Below are 17,123 nucleotides of genomic sequence, written 5' to 3'. Positions count from 1 at the left end.
ATGCGCCGTCTCGCCCTCGTCCTCAGCTTCGGCTTGTCGATGGCGGGCGGTGCGCCTGCCCTGGCCCAGACAGCCGTCCCCGTGGCGGTCGAGACGCCCGTCGTCATAGGCCGGTCCTACGCCCTGCCCTCGACCGTCATGGGCCACACGCGCGAGATCAACGTCTGGCTGCCGCCCGGCTATGAGCGCGGCGGCCAGACCTATCCTGTCCTCTATGTGCTGGACGGCGGTCAGGACCAGGACTTCCACCACATCTCGGGCATCGCCCAGTTGGGGACCATCGTCGGCACGACCCGCGACGTCATCGTCGTGGGCGTCGCCTCGGTCGACCGCCGCAACGAGCTGGCCCTGCCGACCGAAAACGCCGAACTGATCGCCCGCTATCCGACGCAGGGCCAGTCCGAGCGCTTCCGCCGCTTCGTCGGCGAAGAGGTCCAGCCCTTCATCGCCGGCCGCTTCCGCACCAATGGCGAAACGGCCCTGATGGGCGAGTCCCTGGCAGGTCTGTTCGTGGTCGAGACCTTCCTGAAGGAGCCGCAGATGTTCGACGCCTATGTCGCCGTCAGTCCCAGCCTGTGGTGGGACGGCGGCCAGCTGGCGCGGCAGTCGGGCGCGCATCTGCGCGACCACTCCAACGACCCGCGCACCCTGATCCTGACGCTGGGCGACGAGGGTGACGAGATGCAGGCCCCGATGGACGTCCTGACCGCCAACCTGCGCGATCACGCCCTGCCCGGCGTGAAATGGGACTTCACCCCGCGCCCGACCGAGAGCCACGCCAGCATCTATCACGGCGCCGCCCTGGACGCCTTCCGCCGGCTCTATGCGGTGCCTGCCTCATGAGCCACCTCGGCGCCGTCAGCCTGCTGGTCCGCGACTATGACGAGGCTATCGCCTTCTATGTCGGCAAGCTGGGCTTCGAGCTTAGCGAAGACACCGACATGGGCGGCGGCAAGCGCTGGGTCCGCGTCACGCCGAAAGGCGGCCAGACCTCCCTTCTGCTGGCCCGCGCCGCGACGCCGGAACAGGTCGCCCGGATCGGCGATCAGGCCGGCGGCCGCGTCTGGCTTTTCCTCTATACCGACGACCTGATGCGCGACCACGCCGCCTGGCTGCAGGCCGGCGTCGCCTTCCGCGAAACGCCCCGTCACGAGGCCTATGGCAAGGTGGTGGTCTTCGAAGACCTCTACGGCAACGCCTGGGACCTGATCGAACCTGCTACCGGAGCCTGACGCCATGAAGATCGGCACGCCGCTTACCGACCACGCCACGCGCGTCATGCTGCTAGGCTCGGGCGAGCTGGGCAAGGAGGTGGCTATCGAGCTGCAGCGTCTGGGCGCCGAGGTGATTGCGGTCGACCGCTATCCCAACGCCCCGGCCATGCAGGTGGCGCACCGCAGCCACGTCATCCCCATGACCGACCCTCAGGTGCTGAACGGCATCATCATGGCCGAGGCCCCGCACATCATCGTGCCGGAGATCGAGGCCATCGCCACCGACGCCCTGGCGGCCATCGAGGCGGCGGGTCTGGCCCGCGTCATTCCTACCGCCCGCGCCACCCAGCTGACCATGAACCGCGAAGGCATCCGCCGTCTGGCGGCCGAGGAGCTGGGTCTGCCGACCAGCCCCTACGCCTTCGCCGGATCGGCCGAGGAACTGGCGGCGGGCGCCGAGGCTGTCGGCTTCCCCTGCTTCGTCAAGCCGGTGATGTCGTCCTCGGGCAAGGGCCAGTCCTATGTCGAAGGTCCCGACGCCGTGGCCGACGCCTGGGCCTATGCGGAGGCCTCGGGGCGGGTCGCGGGCGGCCGAGTCATCGTCGAGGGCAAGATCGGCTTCGACTATGAGATCACCCTGCTGACGGTCCGCTCGCTGCGGAACGGGGCCGTTCGCACCGACTTCTGCGCGCCCATCGGCCACCGCCAGCAGAAGGGCGACTACGTCGAAAGCTGGCAGCCGCAGATCATGAGCGAGGCCGCATTGCAGGCGGCGCAGGAAATTGCGGGCAAGGTCACGGATGCGCTGGGCGGTCTCGGCGTGTTCGGGGTCGAACTGTTCGTCACCGGCGATCAGGTCTGGTTCTCCGAGGTCTCGCCGCGCCCGCACGACACCGGGCTGGTGACGCTGGCGACCCAGACCATGAGCGAGTTCGCCCTGCACGCCCGCGCCATTCTCGGCCTGCCCGTGGATGTCAGCCTGCGCGAGCCGGGCGCCAGCGCCGTCATCTATGGCGGCCTGGAGGCCGAGGGCGTGGTCTTTGAGGGCGTGGCCGAAGCCCTGTCGGTGCCGACCGCCGACCTGCGCCTGTTCGGCAAGCCCGAGGCCTTCGAGCGTCGTCGCATGGGCGTGGCCCTGGCGCGCGGCGCCGACACGGATCAGGCGCGCGAGCGGGCGACCGAGGCGGCGGGCAAGGTGCGCGTCGTCAAACCCTGACAATTCGCCGTAAAGCTGGCTCTGACTGCAAAATAAAGGCGCCGACCTTCGACTTTAGTCGGTTGGCGCCGCGCCCCTAATGGGTCCAGAAATGCCGAAAGGTCGCACCTCAGTCGACCCGGAGGACCGTTCGCCATGGGCAAGCTCAGGACGGCGCTGATTTTCGGCGCCATCGCCATACTGGGGGCCATCGCCCTCGCCGTCATCGCCCTGCACCAGGGCGAGAGCATCAGCGCCGTCTGGATCGTGGTGGCGGCGCTCTGCGTCTACGCCATCGCCTACCGCTTCTACGCCCGCTACCTGGCCGGAAAGGTCATGGGCTTGAACGCGAAACGGCCCACGCCGGCGGTTCGACATAACGACGGGCTCGACTATGTGCCCACGCCGCGCAACGTCCTGTTCGGTCACCATTTCGCGGCTATCGCGGGCGCGGGGCCTCTGGTCGGTCCGGTGCTGGCGGCGCAGATGGGCTATCTGCCCGGCGTGCTGTGGATCCTGGTCGGCGCGGTGCTGGCCGGCGCGGTTCAGGACATGATGGTCCTGTTCATGTCGACCCGCCGCGACGGCCGCTCTCTGGGCGACATGGTCCGCACCGAAATGGGCCCCATCCCCGGCATCATCGCCCAGGTCGGCGTGCTGATGATCATGGTCATCATCCTGGCCGTTCTGGCCCTGGTCGTGGTCAAGGCCCTCGCCGAAAGCCCGTGGGGAACCTTCACCGTCGCCGCCACCATTCCCATCGCCATCTTCATGGGCCTCTACACCCGCTTTCTGCGGCCCGGCCGCGTGGGCGAGGTCTCGATTATCGGCGTGGTGCTGCTGATCCTCGCCATCATCGGCGGCGGTCACATCGCGGCTGACCCGTTCTGGGGTCCGGCCTTCACCCTGTCGGGCACGACCCTGGCCATCGCCATGATGGCCTATGGCTTCGTCGCCTCGGTCATTCCGGTCTGGCTGCTGCTGGCGCCGCGCGACTACCTGTCCACCTTCCTGAAGATCGGCGCCATCCTGGGCCTGGCCGTCGGCATCATCATCGTGCGCCCGCACGTCCAGATGCCCGCCATCACCCCCTTCATCGACGGCACCGGCCCGGTCTTCTCCGGCGCCCTCTTCCCTTTCCTGTTCATCACCATCGCCTGCGGCGCCGTCTCGGGCTTCCACGCCCTGATCTCCTCGGGCACCACGCCCAAGCTGCTGGAGAACGAGAACCAGATCCCGCTGATCGGCTATGGCGCCATGCTGTGTGAAAGCTTCGTGGCCATCATGGCCCTGATCGCCGCCACTGTGCTGGACCCGGCCGTCTACTTCGCCATGAATAGCCCGGTCGCCGTGATCGGCGACAACGCCGCCTCCGCCGCCGCCGCCGTGGCTCAGTGGGGCTTCCACATCACCCCGGCCGAACTGGAGCAGCTGGCCCGCGACGTGGGCGAGCATTCCATCCTGTCACGCGCGGGCGGCGCCCCGACCCTGGCGGTCGGCATGGCGCACATCCTGTCGAACGTCATCGGCGGGAAGGCCATGATGGCCTTCTGGTATCACTTCGCCATCCTGTTCGAGGCCCTGTTCATCCTGACCACGGTCGACGCCGGCACTCGCGTCTGCCGCTTCATGATCCAGGACCTGATGGGCGTCGCCGTGCCCAAGATGCGCGAAACCAAGTCGTGGACCGCCAACGTGCTGGCCACGGCCCTGACCGTCGGTCTGTGGGGCTACTTCCTCTACACCGGCGTGGTCGATCCGCTGGGCGGCATCAACAGCCTGTGGCCGCTGTTCGGCATCGCCAACCAGATGCTGGCCGCCGTCGCCCTGATCCTGGGCACCGTCGTCCTGTTCAAGATGAAGCGCGAGCGCTTCGCCTGGGCCACGGCGGTTCCCGCGGTCTGGCTGCTGATTTGCACCGTGACCGCAGGGCTGCAGAAGCTGTTCCACCCCGAGGCCAAGATCGGCTTCCTGGCCCACGCCCGGAAGTATCAGGACGCCCTCGCTTCCGGCGACCTGCTGGCTCCGGCCAAGACGGCGGGCGACATGCACCGGATCATCATCAACGACTACGTGAACTCGGCCCTGACTGCCGGCTTCCTGTTCGTGGTCCTGACCATGGTGGTCTATGGCGTGCGCGCCTGCCTCAAGGCCTATCGGATCAACCACGCCACCGTGGTCGAGACGCCTGCCGAGCATGAGCTGACGCTGGAAGATCAGGCCATGGACGCGGCCCGTGCCTAGGCCCGCGCCCGATGCCGCCGGCGGCGCAGACCTGCTCTGCGCCTGCCGCGACACCCTGGTGCGGTGGGGCAAGGACGCCCGCCGCACCGCCAGCCTCATGGTCGGCCAGCCCGACTATGAGGTCTATGTCGCCCACGCCGAGGCCACCCACCCCGAGCAGCCGCCGCTGGATCGCACCGCCTTCTTCCGCCTGCACGAAGCGCGACGCTTCGGGGCTGGCGGCGCCTTCCGCTGCTGCTGAGACCTTACCGCGAGTTCACTCGCCAAGGCGCGGCGGCGGCATAAGGTGGCGGGCATGAAAGCGCACGCCCCCGCCCTCGTCGTCGCCCTGCTGATGGCCGCCTCGCCGGCCCTGGCGCGCCAGGATGCAGCCCCTGCCGAGCCGCGGGTCGTGGCGGCCCAGGTCGCCGCCGCGATCCGTCAGACCTATTTCGACCCCGCCAAGGCCGAGACCATCGCCGCAGCGCTGGAAGCCGAAGCGGCCGCCGGCCGCTACGACGCCTTCACCGATCCACGCGATCTGGAAACGGCGCTGACAGCGCAACTGGAACCCTGGGACCAGCATTTCAGCGTCGGCCGACCGACATCGCCCGCGGTCATCCATACCCCATCGGCGGCCACGTCATCCGGCCTCTCCCCAGTCCCCTTCCCCGTCGTCGCCGCCCGCGGCGGCCAGGGTTTCCGCGCGGTCCAGATCCTGCCCGGCAATGTCGGCCTGATCGACATGAGGATGTTCGCCGACTTCGAAAGAGCCGACGACCCGGCCCGCAAACAGGTCGACGCCGCCCTGCAACTGATCTCCGGCGCCGACGCCGTCCTCATCGACCTGCGTAATAACGGCGGCGGGTCGCCCGCCATGGTCGGCTATCTGGTCAGCGCCTTCGTCGGGCCGGACGCGGACGTCTATAACCGCTTCCACTCCCGCGAGGGCGAAAGCAGCGAGGCCCCCGCCCAGCCCCACGCCGCGCCGCGTCTGGACGTGCCGGTCTATGTCCTGATCAGCGGCCGCACCGGCTCGGCGGCGGAGGCCTTCGCCTACACCCTGCAGGCCGCGAAACGCGCGGTCATCGTCGGCGAGACCTCGGGCGGCGCGGCCAATCCGGGGGGCCCGGTCTTCACGCCCTCGGGCTATCGCGTCTTCATATCCACCGGTTCGCCGACCAATCCCCTGACCGGCGCCAACTGGGAAAAGGTCGGCGTTCGTCCAGACGTGGCCGTCCCTGCCGAAGAGGCGCTGAGCACAGCCTGGAAAGCCGCCCTCGCCGGTCAGGCCAACGCAGCCCCCGCCGCCGCGACCCAGGCCGCCTGGGTGGGCGAAGCGCTCGACGCCGGCTCCGCCCCGTTCGACGCCGCCGCCTACCTCGGCGCCTATGGCGGGTCCGTGGTGCAGGCGACCGAAGAGGGTCTGATCTGGCGCAACGAACGTCGCCCGGCCTGGCGGCTGCGCCCCCTGTCGCCCGACCTCTTCTTCGACATGGACGAGCCCTATCGCCGTATTCGTTTCATCCGCGACGACGCGGGGCGCGTGTCGGCGCTAGAGGTCCTCGACAGCCAGACGGGGGTCAGCCGCCTGATGCGCCGCGCCTCCTAGGCCTTGCTTCGGTTACAGGCGATCACACCTTGTTACGGCGGCGGGGTTGCAACCGTGCGCGCGCCGTCCCACTAAGGCGCCAATCATAACCGACCTCGTTCAGGAGACCTCCCCATGACCGTTCGCGTCGCCATCAACGGCTTCGGCCGCATCGGCCGCCTCGTGCTTCGCTCGATCGTCGAGCATGGCCGCAAGGACATCGAGGTCGTGGCGATCAACGACCTGGGTCCGGTCGAGACCAACGCCCACCTGCTGCGCTACGACTCGGTGCACGGCCGCTTCCCCGGCACTGTGACCTCGGGCGAGGACTGGATCGACGTCGGCACGGGCAAGATCAAGGTCACCGCCGAGCGCGATCCGGCCAACCTGCCGCACGCCGAGCTGAAGGTCGACATCGCCTTCGAGTGCACCGGCATCTTCACCTCCAAGGACAAGGCCTCGGCTCACCTGAAGGCCGGCGCCAAGCGCGTCCTGGTTTCCGCCCCTGCCGACAACGCCGACAAGACCATCGTCTTCAAGGTCAACCATGACACCCTGACGGCCGACGACATCGTCGTGTCGAACGGCTCTTGCACGACCAACGCCCTGGCCCCGGTGGCCAAGGTGCTGAACGACCTGTTCGGCATCGAGCGCGGCTACATGACCACCATCCACGCCTACACCGGCGACCAGCCGACGCTGGATACGATGCACAAGGACCTGTACCGCGGCCGCGCCGCCGCCCTGTCGATGATCCCGACCTCGACCGGCGCCGCCAAGGCCCTGGGCCTGGTCCTGCCGGAACTGAAGGGCAAGCTGGACGGCTCGTCGATCCGCGTCCCGACTCCGAACGTCTCAGTCGTCGACCTGAAGGTCGTCGCCGCCCGCGACGTGACCGTCGAGGAAATCAACGCCGCCCTGCAAGCCGCCGCCGACGGCCCGATGAACGGCGTCCTGTTCACCACGACCGACCCGCTGGTCTCGTCGGACCTGAACCACATCGCCGCCTCCTCGACCGCCGCCCTGCCGCAGACCCAGGTCATCGACGGCAAGCTGGCGCGCGTCCTAAGCTGGTACGACAACGAATGGGGCTTCGCGACCCGCATGGCCGACACCGCCCTGGTGATGGCCAAGTTCCTCTAAGGAGGAAATGCTGAGCCCTCTCCCACTGGGAGAGGGCTTGAGCGCCCAAGAGCCGAAGGCGATTGGCTGCGCGAAAGGGTGAGGGTCGGCGGCCATGACTGTGGAACGCACCGTCTTCACCCGCACGCTTCGACAAAAATCCGGCCTTGCAGAGCAGCGCGTTTGGGCCTTGCTGCGCAGCGGACGGATCGACGGCCACAAGTTCCGTCGCCAGCATCCGATCGGTCGCTATGTCGCGGATCTCGCCTGCGATCGTTTGAGGCTGGTCATCGAAATCGACGGCGGGGTCCATGATCGGGACGAGGTCGTGACAAGCGATCATCTGCGGCAGATCGAGCTGGAGGCCTTGGGTTGGACCGTCCTGCGCTTCACCAACACCCAGGTATTGAGCGAACCCGACAGCGTCGTCGCCGCTATTCGTACACACGCCCGCTTGATCGCGTCCTGACCACGGCTTACGCCGACGGATACCTTCGACCCTCATCCGGCCCTGCGGGCCACCTTCTCCCACAGGGAGAAGGAAGACCTGGAGTTCCCATGACCTTCCGCACTCTCGACGACGCCGCTGACCTGTCCGGCCAGACCGCTCTGGTCCGCGTGGATTTCAACGTGCCGATGGAGGGCGGCAAGGTCACGGACGACACCCGTCTGAAGGCCGCACTGCCGACCATCCACCGTCTGCGTGAAGCCGGCGCCAAGGTGGTGCTGCTGGCCCACTTCGACCGCCCCAAGGGCGAGCGCGTGGCCGCGATGAGCCTGCGCCCTGTGGTCGAGCCGCTTGAACTGTTGCTGCACGGGCCCGTGCGCTTCGCCGACGACTGCGTGGGCGACGAGGCCAAGGCCGCCGTGGCGGATCTGGACGCCGGGGGCGTGCTGCTGCTGGAGAACGTCCGCTTCCACAAGGGCGAGGAAAAGAACGACCCGGCCTTCGCCGCTCAACTGGCGGAACTGGGCGACCTCTACGTCAACGACGCCTTCTCGGCCGCGCACCGCGCCCACGCCTCGACCGAGGGTCTGGCCCGCCTTCTGCCCGCCTACGCCGGTTGCGCCATGGCTCGCGAACTCTCAGCGCTCGACGCCGCTCTCGGCAGCCCGCAGAAGCCGGTCATCGGCATCGTCGGCGGCGCCAAGGTGTCGACCAAGCTGGACCTGCTCAAGAACCTGGTCGCCAAGCTGGACTACCTGGCCATCGGCGGCGGCATGGCCAACACCTTCCTGCACGCCCAGGGCGTCGATGTCGGCGGTTCGCTGTGCGAAAAGGACCTGGCCGACACCGCGCTGGAGATCATCGAGGAAGCCCGTCAGAAGGGCTGCGAACTGCTGCTGCCGGTCGACGTCGTGGTCGCCAAGGGCGTGAAGCCGGGCATCGAATCGGGCGTGCGCGGCCTCGACCGTATCGCCGCCGACGACCTGATCCTGGACGCCGGTCCTGAAACCGTCGCCCGCCTGACCCGCGCCATGGACCTGTCGAAAACCCTGATCTGGAACGGGCCGCTGGGCGTGTTCGAGGTCCCGCCGTTCGACAAGGCCACCGTGGCCGCCGCCAGGCACGCCGCCGAACTGGCCAAGGCTGGCAAGCTGGTCGCCGTGGCCGGCGGCGGCGACACCGTCGCGGCCCTGAACCACGCAGGCACGGCCGACGACATGACCTTCGTCTCCACCGCCGGCGGCGCCTTCCTGGAATGGATGGAGGGCAAGGTCCTGCCGGGCGTCGAGGCCCTGCGCGCCTGACCTGACCTCTGGTCTGCTTTTTAACGCCGCCTCCCCGTGGAGGCGGCGTTTCTCATCTCGAAAGCGTCACAGAACGCGGGATTGGTCCTGTAACCCGGCGTGACTTCCCCGCGCGGCCGGGCTAAAGCCTCAGCAAAATAATACCGGTTCAGGAGACTACCCATGGCGCGCATCACGCTGCGACAACTGCTCGACCACGCGGCGGAGAACGATTACGGCCTGCCCGCCTACAACATCAACAACATGGAGCAGGGTCTGGCGATCATGGAGGCGGCCCATCAGGTCAACGCCCCGGTCATCATCCAGGCCTCGCGCGGCGCCCGCAACTACGCCAACGACATCATCCTGGCCAAGCTGATCGACGGTCTGGCCGAGCTCTATCCGCACATCCCGGTCTGCATGCACCAGGACCACGGCAACGGCCCGGCGACCTGCGCCACCGCCATCCAGTACGGCTTCACCTCGGTGATGATGGACGGCTCGCTGGAAGAAGACGCCAAGACCCCCGCCTCCTACGAATACAACGTCGACGTCACCCGTCGCGTCACCGAGATGGCCCACAGCTGCGGCGTCTCGGTCGAGGGTGAACTGGGCGTGCTCGGCTCGCTGGAGACCGGCATGGGCGAGGCCGAAGACGGCCACGGCTTCGAGGGCAAGCTGGACCACTCGCAACTGCTGACCGACCCGGATCAGGCCGTCGACTTCGTCAAGGCCACCAAGGTCGACGCCCTGGCCATCGCCATGGGCACCTCGCACGGCGCCTACAAGTTCACGCGCCAGCCGGACGGCGACGTCCTGGCCATGAACGTGATCGAAGAAATCCACCGCCGCCTGCCCAACACCCATCTGGTGATGCACGGCTCGTCGTCGGTGCCGCAGGACCTGCAGGATATCATCAACGCCTATGGCGGCCAGATGCCCCAGACCTGGGGCGTGCCGGTCGAGGAGATCCAGCGCGGCATCAAGCACGGCGTGCGCAAGATCAACATCGACACCGACAACCGCATGGCCATCACCGGCGCCATCCGCAAGGTTCTGGCCGAAAAGCCCAGCGAGTTCGATCCGCGCGCCTACCTGAAGCCTGCCAAGGAAGCCATGAAGAAGCTGTGCGTCGAGCGCTATCAGCAGTTCGGCTGCGAAGGTCAGGCCTCCAAGATCAAGCCCCTGTCCACCGCCCAGATGGCCAAGCTCTACGCCGCCGGCGATCTGGACCCGCGCATCGGCTGATCGGCCTCAACAGGCTAGACAGACTGAAACGCCCGCCTTCTCATGGAAGGCGGGCGTTGTCGTATTCACCAGATGCCGTAACGCCCGCCGATCATCCCGATCACCAGCCGCGCCTCGACCTCGGCATGGCGCAGGTCGTCCTCCGCCTGCCTTGCGTCACGGCGTGCATCGCGGATCTCGCCGCGCACCTCGCGGATACGGTCGCGGATGCGTTCGCGCTGCTCGTCGGTCAGCCCGTCCTGACGCAACTCCCGCTCCTTGGCGTCAAGCTTGTCCTCGCGGTCGTCGATGCGGCTGATCGCCGAGTTCAGCGCGCTCTCCGCCGAGGACACCGCCTGCTCGACCACGTAGATCCGGCGTCCATCCTCATAGGCCGGCAGGAAGTCGCGCTCCTCGACCGGCGCGCACACCCCGCCATAGCTGCTTCCCTGCCGTCCCTGCCGGAAGCCGTTCTCCCAGGTGCAATAGGTCCTCAGACCATCTTCGCGCGACGCCATATAGGCGCTCATGTTCGGCGCCACGCCATACTTGGCGCAGGCCTTGGCATGGTCGTCCAAGCGGCTGATCTGATGTCCGGCGACCCCGTCCCGCCAGCCCTGCCCGCCCCAGTCTCCGACCAGGCACTGGTCTTCGCTCATGGTCGCGCAACCGGACAGCAGGACGACGCCCGTGACGGCGACAGTGACGGCGATCAGAACCTTCATCTCTTCGGCCTCTCCCAAGGCGTTTCATGCGACGAGCAAGGAGCGATGAAGCCTCGCCCGGCAAGCCATGCTATTTCGCCCTATGACCGATGAACCTTTGCTGACGGAAGACGGCGACACCGAGATTCTCGAGGCGCGCATCGACGCGCCGGGCGTCCGTCTCGACAAGGCTTTGGCCGCCGCCTTCCCCAGCCTGTCGCGCGCCCGGCTTCAAGCCCTGCTGGCCGAGGGCGCCGTCACCCGTGACGGCCGGCCGATCACCAACGGCTCGTCGAAGGCCCAGGCCGGCCTCTACGCCGTCATCCTGCCGCCTGTCGCCCCGGCCACGCCCCTGCCGGAATCCATCCCCCTGACGGTCCTGTTCGAGGACGCCGACCTGATCGTCATCGACAAGGCCCCCGGCATGGCCGCCCACCCGGCGCCCGGCTGCGAGACCGGTACCCTGGTCAACGCCCTGCTGGCCCACTGCGGCGACAGCCTGTCGGGTATTGGCGGCGTGGCCCGTCCGGGCATCGTCCACCGCCTGGACAAGGACACCTCTGGCGTCATGGTGGCCGCCAAGACCGACCGCGCCCACCAGGGCCTGTCGGCTCTGTTCGCGGCCCACGACATCGAGCGCACCTATATCGCCCTGACGCGCGGCGCGCCTTCGCCAGAGAAGGGCCGCATCGAGACGCTGATCGGCCGCTCGCCCCACGACCGCAAGAAGATGGCCGTGCTCAAGGGCGGCGGGCGCGAAGCCATCACCGACTATGTTGTTCAGCGCACCTTCGGCCAGCCCGCCAAGGCTTCCGGCGCCCCCATGGCCGCCCGCGTCGCCTGCACCCTGCATACAGGCCGCACGCACCAGATCCGCGTCCACCTGGCGTCCAAGGGCTCGCCCCTGCTCGGCGACCCCGTCTATGGCTCGGGCAGCCCCGCCGCCCCCGTTCGCGCCGCCGTCGCCGAGGTCAGCCTGACCCGCCAAGCCCTGCACGCCGCCGTCCTCGGCTTCGTGCATCCGGTGACCGGCCAGGCCCTGCGCTTCGAAACCGCCCCGCCCGAGGACATGCAGCGCCTCGAGACCCTTCTGGCTGAGCTCTAGGCGACCCGCGTCAGCCGCACCGCCATCCACTTCCGCCCCGGCAGAGCCAGCGTCGGGCGCGCCGGATCGTGGAAGAAGTACTTGGTGTCCTTCTGCGCCAAGGTGAAGACGCCGGGCACGGGCTCGACCGTCATGTTCCAGGTGTCGATGATGTCGGCCCGGAAGCGTTCGCCGCCAGTGATCTCGTCGCGCGGCACGTCCACGGCCCACTCGCTCGGCGCCTCGTCGCCGAAGTAGCGCATGTAGTACTGCCCCGGCACGCCGCCCAGATGCTGCTCCCACCACTTGTCGATCGGCTCGATCCCTGGACGCGGTCCCGCCTCCATAATCGTCTTCAGGAAGGCCAGCCGCGGCGCGCTCTCGCCGCGCAGTTCGCCGCCTTCGCCCAGCCAGAACTCGCCGCCGTCGATGGGGAAGCACTCCGAATGGCCGACATAGGTTCCGGCGATCAGACCATGCCAGAAGGCCCGCACCATCTGCGGCCCGGTCAGGTTGCCCCACCGTTCGCTCAGCGAGCCCTCGTAGCAGACCTCGTCGAAGATCACGGCCTTCTGCCAGACGCTGCGATAGGTCTCGGCCCGCGCGTCGTCCAGCACGGCCGACCCGTTCTGGATGCTGGAGTGGGTCACCCAGGGCTTGCCATTGTCATACAGCCGCCGCCAGTTGTGGATCGACCGCAGCCGGCCGTAGGGATCGCTGGCCTGTACCACCTGGAACAGACGGTCCCAGTCGCCGTCCGTCTTGGTCTTCAGGATGTCGAACTCATTGGCCATCGACCACCAGACGTTCTGATAGGCCGCCAGCCGCGCCACGACATAGCGGAGGTAACGATCATCCGCCTCCGCCGGCATCTCATCAAAGCCGTAGCGCCCGTCATAGGGATGGAACAGGATGACGTCCGCCTGGATCCCCAGCGCCCCCAGGGCGGCGACGCAGGCCTCGAGCCGCTGGAAATAGGCCGGGTTGAACCGCGTCAGATCCCAGTCCCTGTCGCCCGGTCCGGTCTTCTCGAACGGGAACAGGGCCTCGTTGGTCTTCACCGAGGCGTTGGGAAAGACCAGCATCCGCATCTTGTTGAACGGCGCGGTCTTCAACGTCTCCAGCGTCTGCGTCCGTTTCGCCTGCGGCTGATGGGTCCAGCCATAGGCCGTGGTGCCGATCTGGCGGTAGGGTGCGCCGTCCGCATGGGCGAAGTGATAGGTGTCGACCACCCCGACCGGGCCGTGGTTGCCGGCGCCGGGGGCTACGACCTCGAACCGCCCCTGCTTGCCGTTCAGGCCCGCCAGCGGGCTTTCGCTGATCCAACGCCACACGCCCGTTTCGGGCGGAGAGAAACGGATCCGCCACACGCCCTCGCCGTCATAGAATCCCGGCGCGCGCACCGTCGTCCGCCCGTCCGTGAAGACGCCGACCACCTCGACGGCGAAGGGGTTGCCCGTCGTCGCCGCCGACAGGGCGACCTCGAACAGGCCCCACCGTTCCACTCGGCCTGACGACGCCTCGGCCTTGGCCGCGCCCGCCAGCCCCAGAGCCGCCACGCTGACGATCGCGCCCCGGCGCGTCATGTCCTGCGTCATTCACCCCTCCCCAGAAGCAATTGTCCACCGGTGTCATACGAAAGGAGGGGCCAGACTGGCAAGCGCGTCAGCCTGCCGCGCCCGCGCTCTTGAATAGCAACAGCAAGTGTTCTATATAAGAGCTCGCCGAAACAGGTGGCTTGGGAGCCACAGTCACGCCTTCGTGTGACGAACCGCCTCTACACAGGGCGGCAACCCATACCCATCTGGTCGGTTGAGGGGTGAGGCGATGACGCACGCATGTGGTCATGGCCGTGGCGCCTGCTCTTTGCTTTCGGTCGGAGGGACCACGTCTAATGGCTAACTCGACACTCGCGGTGATGTCGCCTGAACAGGGTCTCTCGCGCTATCTCACGGAAATCCGTAAATTTCCGATGCTCACCAAGGACGAGGAGTTCATGCTCGCCAAGCGTTGGTCGGAGCATCAGGACCCCGAAGCGGCCCACCGCCTCGTCACCTCTCACCTTCGTCTCGTGGCCAAGATCGCCATGGGGTATCGCGGCTACGGCCTGCCGATCGGCGAAGTGATTTCCGAGGGCAACGTCGGCCTGATGCAGGCCGTGAAGAAATTCGACCCCGACAAGGGCTTCCGCCTGGCCACCTACGCCATGTGGTGGATCCGCGCCTCGATCCAGGAATACATCCTGCGCAGCTGGTCGCTCGTGAAGATGGGCACCACCGCCGCGCAGAAGAAGCTCTTCTTCAACCTCCGCAAGGCCAAGAGCCAGATCTCGGCCTTCGAGGAAGGCGACCTGCACCCCGAACATCTCGCCGCCATCGCCACCAAGCTGGGCGTGACCGAGGAAGAGGTCACCAACATGAACCGCCGTCTCGGCGGCGACGCCTCGCTGAACGCGCCCCTGCGCGCCGACGGCGAAAGCGAGTGGCAGGACTGGCTGGCCGACGACAATGCGGTGTCCCAGGAAACGGCGCTGGCCGACTCCGAGGAAAAATCCATCCGCATGAGCCTTCTTGAAGAGGCGATGCAGGAACTGACTGAACGCGAGAAGCACATCCTCACCGAACGCCGCCTCAAGGATGATCCGGTGACGCTGGAAGAGCTCGCCGGCCAGTACGGCGTGTCGCGCGAGCGCGTGCGTCAGATCGAGGTTCGCGCCTTCGAGAAGCTGCAGAAAGCCATGCGCGCCGCCGCCGAAGAGCGCAATCTGGTCGACGCCTGAGCGCTCAGGCAGCCGAAGGCGTTAGCGCAAAAAGACAGAAGCCTCAGCCCGCCCGAGACAGGCTCTCGGGCGAGGCCAGAGCCAGCACAGCCGCGACCGGTCCGGTCAGTGTCGCCTTCGTCGCGGCTCCGGCCGACAGGGTTGTTTCCAGACCCGCCGCCGCAATGGCCAGCGACGCGTCGCCGGTCTTGATGGCCAGGGCTTTCAACGTCTCGGCCTGCTGCTTGATGGCCCGCACCGCCTGCATGGGATCGGTGTCGAACTGGGCCAGGGCCGAGTTCAGGATGCGCATCGCCTGATCCTTGACCGCCACCACGGCTTCAGCCGCCGACGCCGGCTTGTCCGCCTTGCGCTTGCCCGGACCCGCGTAGTCGTCGGAGTTGAAGCGGCGACGGTCCGGCCCGATGTAGCCCACCGCCTCGACCCAGTCGCGCGGCTTGGTGGCCAGGTTCTCGACCCGGCGGAACAGATCGCCGCTGGTGAAGGGCTTTCTCAGAAACTCATGCACGCCGGAATCCCGCGCGCCCTTGATGGTGCTGGCGGTGGCCTCGGCCGTGACCATGATGATCGGCACGCGGCGGCAGGCCAGGCTGGATCGGCGGATCCGCCGCGCCAGCGCCTCACCGTCCAGACGCGGCCCGGTCCGCTCGGTCAGGATCAGGCCCGGCTCCATCTCGCGCGCCAGATCGATCACCCGCGCCTCGTCGCCCTCGACCGCGACATCGCGCGATCCAAAGCCCTTCAACAGGTCAGACAGCAGCCGCGCCGCGGCCGGATTGTGATCGACGATCAACACCCGGCGCACGACCGGGGCGATCTTCTGCATCGTCTTGGCGTCTAAAGCGAACACGGCTCGGCTCCATCTGGAACCGGAAAGGTAAACTCAGGGGGTTAAGGGGCCGTTTCCCTTATCGGGACACAGCCCCCTGCCCTGGCCTCAACCCTGGAAGGGATCGCGCATCAGGATGGTGTCGTCGCGCTCGGGGCTGGTCGACAGCAGGGCGACCGGCGCACCGATCAACTCCTCGATCCGACGCACGTATTTCAGCGCATGGGCGTTCAGATCCTTGAAGGTGCGGACCCCGGCGGTGCTTTCGCTCCAGCCTTCCAGTTCCTCGAACACCGGCTCGGCCGAGGCCTGGGCCTTCAGGCTCGACGGCAGGTAGTCCAGCACCTCGCCGTTGATGCGATAGCCGACGCAAATCTTCAGCGTCTTCAGCCCATCCAGAACATCCAGCTTCGTCAGAGCGATGCCGTCGATGCCGTTGATCGCCACCGACTGACGCACCAGCACGGCGTCGAACCACCCGCAACGACGCGCCCGGCCCGTATTCACGCCGACCTCGCGGCCGACGACCGCCAGATGCTCGCCGACCTCGTCGTTCAGTTCACAGGCGAAGGGGCCTTCGCCGACGCGGGTGGTATAGGCCTTCACGATCCCCAGCACATAGCCAACGCCGCGCGGCCCGATGCCCGAGCCCGCCGCCGCCTGTCCGGCTACAGTGTTCGACGACGTCACATAGGGATAGGTGCCGTGGTCCACGTCCAGGAAGGCGCCCTGCGCCCCCTCGAACAGCACGCGCTTGCCGTCCTTCTGGGCCTGATCCAGCACCCGCCAGGCCGGCTTCACATAGGGCAGGATCTTCGGCGCGATCTCCAGCAGTTGCGCCAGCAGCGCCGCCGGGTCGATCGGCTCCAGCCCCAGGCCCGCGCGCAGCGGATCGTGGTGCGAGCGCAGGCGGTCGATCTTGATCTTCAGGTCGTCTTCGTTGGCCAGGTCGCAGACGCGGATGGCGCGACGGCCCACCTTGTCTTCATAGGCCGGGCCGATGCCGCGGCCGGTCGTGCCGATCTTGGCGCCCGGCGCGCTGGCGGCGGCTTCGCGCGCCACGTCCAGGGCCGGGTGGATCGGCAGGATCAGACAGGCGTTGTCGGCGATGGTCAGGATGTCGGGGGTGATGGCTACGCCTTGGGCCTGGATCTTCTCGATCTCGCCGACCAGGTGCCAGGGGTCGACGACCACGCCGTTGCCGATGATCGAAGGCTTGCCCTGCACCACGCCCGACGGCAGCAGCGCCAGCTTGTAGACCTTGCCGTCGACGACCAGGGTATGGCCCGCGTTATGGCCGCCCTGGAACCGGACGACCATGTCGGCGCGATTGGACAGCCAGTCCACAATCTTGCCCTTGCCCTCGTCGCCCCATTGGGCGCCGACCACTGCGACGTTAGCCAAGACCGTTTCTCCGCAATCCA

General features: G+C 67.6%; 16 protein-coding genes. 12 read left to right on the top strand and 4 right to left on the bottom strand.

Annotated features, from left to right (window positions below):
• From B4A39_RS02110 to fba, 10 genes are all read left to right on the top strand, one after another.
• Positions 1-843, top strand: a complete 843-nt coding sequence (locus B4A39_RS02110) for an alpha/beta hydrolase (RefSeq protein WP_292032761.1) — start codon at positions 1-3, stop codon at positions 841-843.
• A complete protein-coding gene (locus tag B4A39_RS02105) occupies positions 840-1,232 on the top strand; it encodes a VOC family protein (RefSeq protein ID WP_292032756.1) in 393 nt (130 codons plus the stop codon). Before B4A39_RS02110 ends, B4A39_RS02105 begins: the two co-directional genes overlap by 4 nt.
• 4 nt (positions 1,233-1,236) lie before the next feature.
• Positions 1,237-2,430, top strand: coding sequence for a formate-dependent phosphoribosylglycinamide formyltransferase (purT, locus tag B4A39_RS02100; RefSeq protein ID WP_292032753.1), 1,194 nt, complete (start codon positions 1,237-1,239; stop codon positions 2,428-2,430).
• Positions 2,431-2,565: 135 nt separating this feature from the next.
• Entirely contained in the window at positions 2,566-4,653 is a 2,088-nt protein-coding gene (locus B4A39_RS02095) for a carbon starvation CstA family protein (protein ID WP_292032752.1), read from the top strand.
• A complete protein-coding gene (locus tag B4A39_RS02090) occupies positions 4,646-4,894 on the top strand; it encodes a YbdD/YjiX family protein (protein ID WP_312217500.1) in 249 nt (82 codons plus the stop codon). The genes B4A39_RS02095 and B4A39_RS02090 overlap by 8 nt, the downstream gene beginning before the upstream one ends.
• Before the next feature lie 54 nt (positions 4,895-4,948).
• Positions 4,949-6,244, top strand: a complete 1,296-nt coding sequence (locus B4A39_RS02085; RefSeq protein ID WP_292032750.1) for a S41 family peptidase — start codon at positions 4,949-4,951, stop codon at positions 6,242-6,244.
• A 114-nt stretch (positions 6,245-6,358) separates the two neighbouring features.
• Entirely contained in the window at positions 6,359-7,366 is a 1,008-nt protein-coding gene (gene gap, locus B4A39_RS02080) for a type I glyceraldehyde-3-phosphate dehydrogenase (protein WP_292032748.1), read from the top strand.
• Positions 7,367-7,460: 94 nt separating this feature from the next.
• Positions 7,461-7,814: an endonuclease domain-containing protein gene (locus tag B4A39_RS02075; RefSeq protein WP_292032745.1), complete on the top strand. Its 354-nt coding sequence runs from the start codon at positions 7,461-7,463 to the stop codon at positions 7,812-7,814.
• Between the two features lie 89 nt (positions 7,815-7,903).
• On the top strand, positions 7,904-9,097 hold the full coding sequence (locus B4A39_RS02070) for a phosphoglycerate kinase (protein ID WP_292032743.1): 1,194 nt from the start codon (positions 7,904-7,906) through the stop codon (positions 9,095-9,097).
• Between the two features lie 162 nt (positions 9,098-9,259).
• The gene (gene fba, locus B4A39_RS02065; protein ID WP_292032741.1) at positions 9,260-10,324 is read left to right on the top strand and encodes a class II fructose-bisphosphate aldolase; all 1,065 of its coding nucleotides are present in this window, start codon (positions 9,260-9,262) and stop codon (positions 10,322-10,324) included.
• 65 nt (positions 10,325-10,389) lie between these two features.
• On the opposite strand, the gene B4A39_RS02060 is transcribed toward fba, so the two are convergent.
• Positions 10,390-11,028 (bottom strand): DUF2799 domain-containing protein, encoded by a 639-nt coding sequence (locus B4A39_RS02060; RefSeq protein ID WP_292032739.1) that lies wholly within the window; start codon positions 11,026-11,028, stop codon positions 10,390-10,392.
• Positions 11,029-11,110: 82 nt separating this feature from the next.
• On the opposite strand from B4A39_RS02060, the gene B4A39_RS02055 reads away from it, so the two are divergent.
• Complete coding sequence (locus tag B4A39_RS02055) at positions 11,111-12,112, top strand: RluA family pseudouridine synthase (RefSeq protein WP_292032736.1); 1,002 nt, start codon at positions 11,111-11,113, stop codon at positions 12,110-12,112.
• Here B4A39_RS02055 and B4A39_RS02050 read toward each other — a convergent pair.
• Entirely contained in the window at positions 12,109-13,689 is a 1,581-nt protein-coding gene (locus B4A39_RS02050) for a DUF5605 domain-containing protein (RefSeq protein ID WP_292032734.1), read from the bottom strand. The genes B4A39_RS02055 and B4A39_RS02050 overlap by 4 nt on opposite strands.
• Positions 13,690-13,985: 296 nt before the next feature.
• On the opposite strand from B4A39_RS02050, the gene rpoH reads away from it, so the two are divergent.
• On the top strand, positions 13,986-14,870 hold the full coding sequence (rpoH, locus tag B4A39_RS02045; protein ID WP_292032733.1) for an RNA polymerase sigma factor RpoH: 885 nt from the start codon (positions 13,986-13,988) through the stop codon (positions 14,868-14,870).
• A gap of 43 nt (positions 14,871-14,913) precedes the next feature.
• On the opposite strand, the gene B4A39_RS02040 is transcribed toward rpoH, so the two are convergent.
• Together B4A39_RS02040 and B4A39_RS02035 are read right to left on the bottom strand one after the other, a co-directional pair.
• Complete coding sequence (locus tag B4A39_RS02040; RefSeq protein WP_292032731.1) at positions 14,914-15,720, bottom strand: response regulator; 807 nt, start codon at positions 15,718-15,720, stop codon at positions 14,914-14,916.
• A gap of 87 nt (positions 15,721-15,807) precedes the next feature.
• On the bottom strand, positions 15,808-17,103 hold the full coding sequence (locus B4A39_RS02035; protein WP_292032729.1) for an adenylosuccinate synthase: 1,296 nt from the start codon (positions 17,101-17,103) through the stop codon (positions 15,808-15,810).
• Positions 17,104-17,123 lie beyond the last annotated feature (20 nt).

The organism is Brevundimonas sp. UBA4553 (assembly GCF_002387245.1).
GTDB lineage: Bacteria > Pseudomonadota > Alphaproteobacteria > Caulobacterales > Caulobacteraceae > Brevundimonas.
The sequence above is the reverse complement of the archived record's forward strand: the minus strand, read 5'-3'. Positions and strand labels throughout refer to the sequence as shown.

Bases quoted from the DNA above. Each gene is read 5' to 3' on its own strand.
- B4A39_RS02110 (WP_292032761.1), top strand. From the start codon at position 1: ATGCGCCGTCTCGCCCTCGTCCTCAGCTTCGGCTTGTCGATGGCGGGC.
- B4A39_RS02070 (WP_292032743.1), top strand. From the start codon at position 7,904: ATGACCTTCCGCACTCTCGACGACGCCGCTGACCTGTCCGGCCAGACC.
- B4A39_RS02050 (WP_292032734.1), bottom strand. From the start codon at position 13,689: ATGACGCAGGACATGACGCGCCGGGGCGCGATCGTCAGCGTGGCGGCT.
- rpoH (WP_292032733.1), top strand. From the start codon at position 13,986: ATGGCTAACTCGACACTCGCGGTGATGTCGCCTGAACAGGGTCTCTCG.
- gap (WP_292032748.1), top strand. From the start codon at position 6,359: ATGACCGTTCGCGTCGCCATCAACGGCTTCGGCCGCATCGGCCGCCTC.
- B4A39_RS02060 (WP_292032739.1), bottom strand. From the start codon at position 11,028: ATGAAGGTTCTGATCGCCGTCACTGTCGCCGTCACGGGCGTCGTCCTG.
- B4A39_RS02075 (WP_292032745.1), top strand. From the start codon at position 7,461: ATGACTGTGGAACGCACCGTCTTCACCCGCACGCTTCGACAAAAATCC.
- B4A39_RS02095 (WP_292032752.1), top strand. From the start codon at position 2,566: ATGGGCAAGCTCAGGACGGCGCTGATTTTCGGCGCCATCGCCATACTG.
- B4A39_RS02055 (WP_292032736.1), top strand. From the start codon at position 11,111: ATGACCGATGAACCTTTGCTGACGGAAGACGGCGACACCGAGATTCTC.
- B4A39_RS02105 (WP_292032756.1), top strand. From the start codon at position 840: ATGAGCCACCTCGGCGCCGTCAGCCTGCTGGTCCGCGACTATGACGAG.
- B4A39_RS02085 (WP_292032750.1), top strand. From the start codon at position 4,949: ATGAAAGCGCACGCCCCCGCCCTCGTCGTCGCCCTGCTGATGGCCGCC.
- purT (WP_292032753.1), top strand. From the start codon at position 1,237: ATGAAGATCGGCACGCCGCTTACCGACCACGCCACGCGCGTCATGCTG.
- fba (WP_292032741.1), top strand. From the start codon at position 9,260: ATGGCGCGCATCACGCTGCGACAACTGCTCGACCACGCGGCGGAGAAC.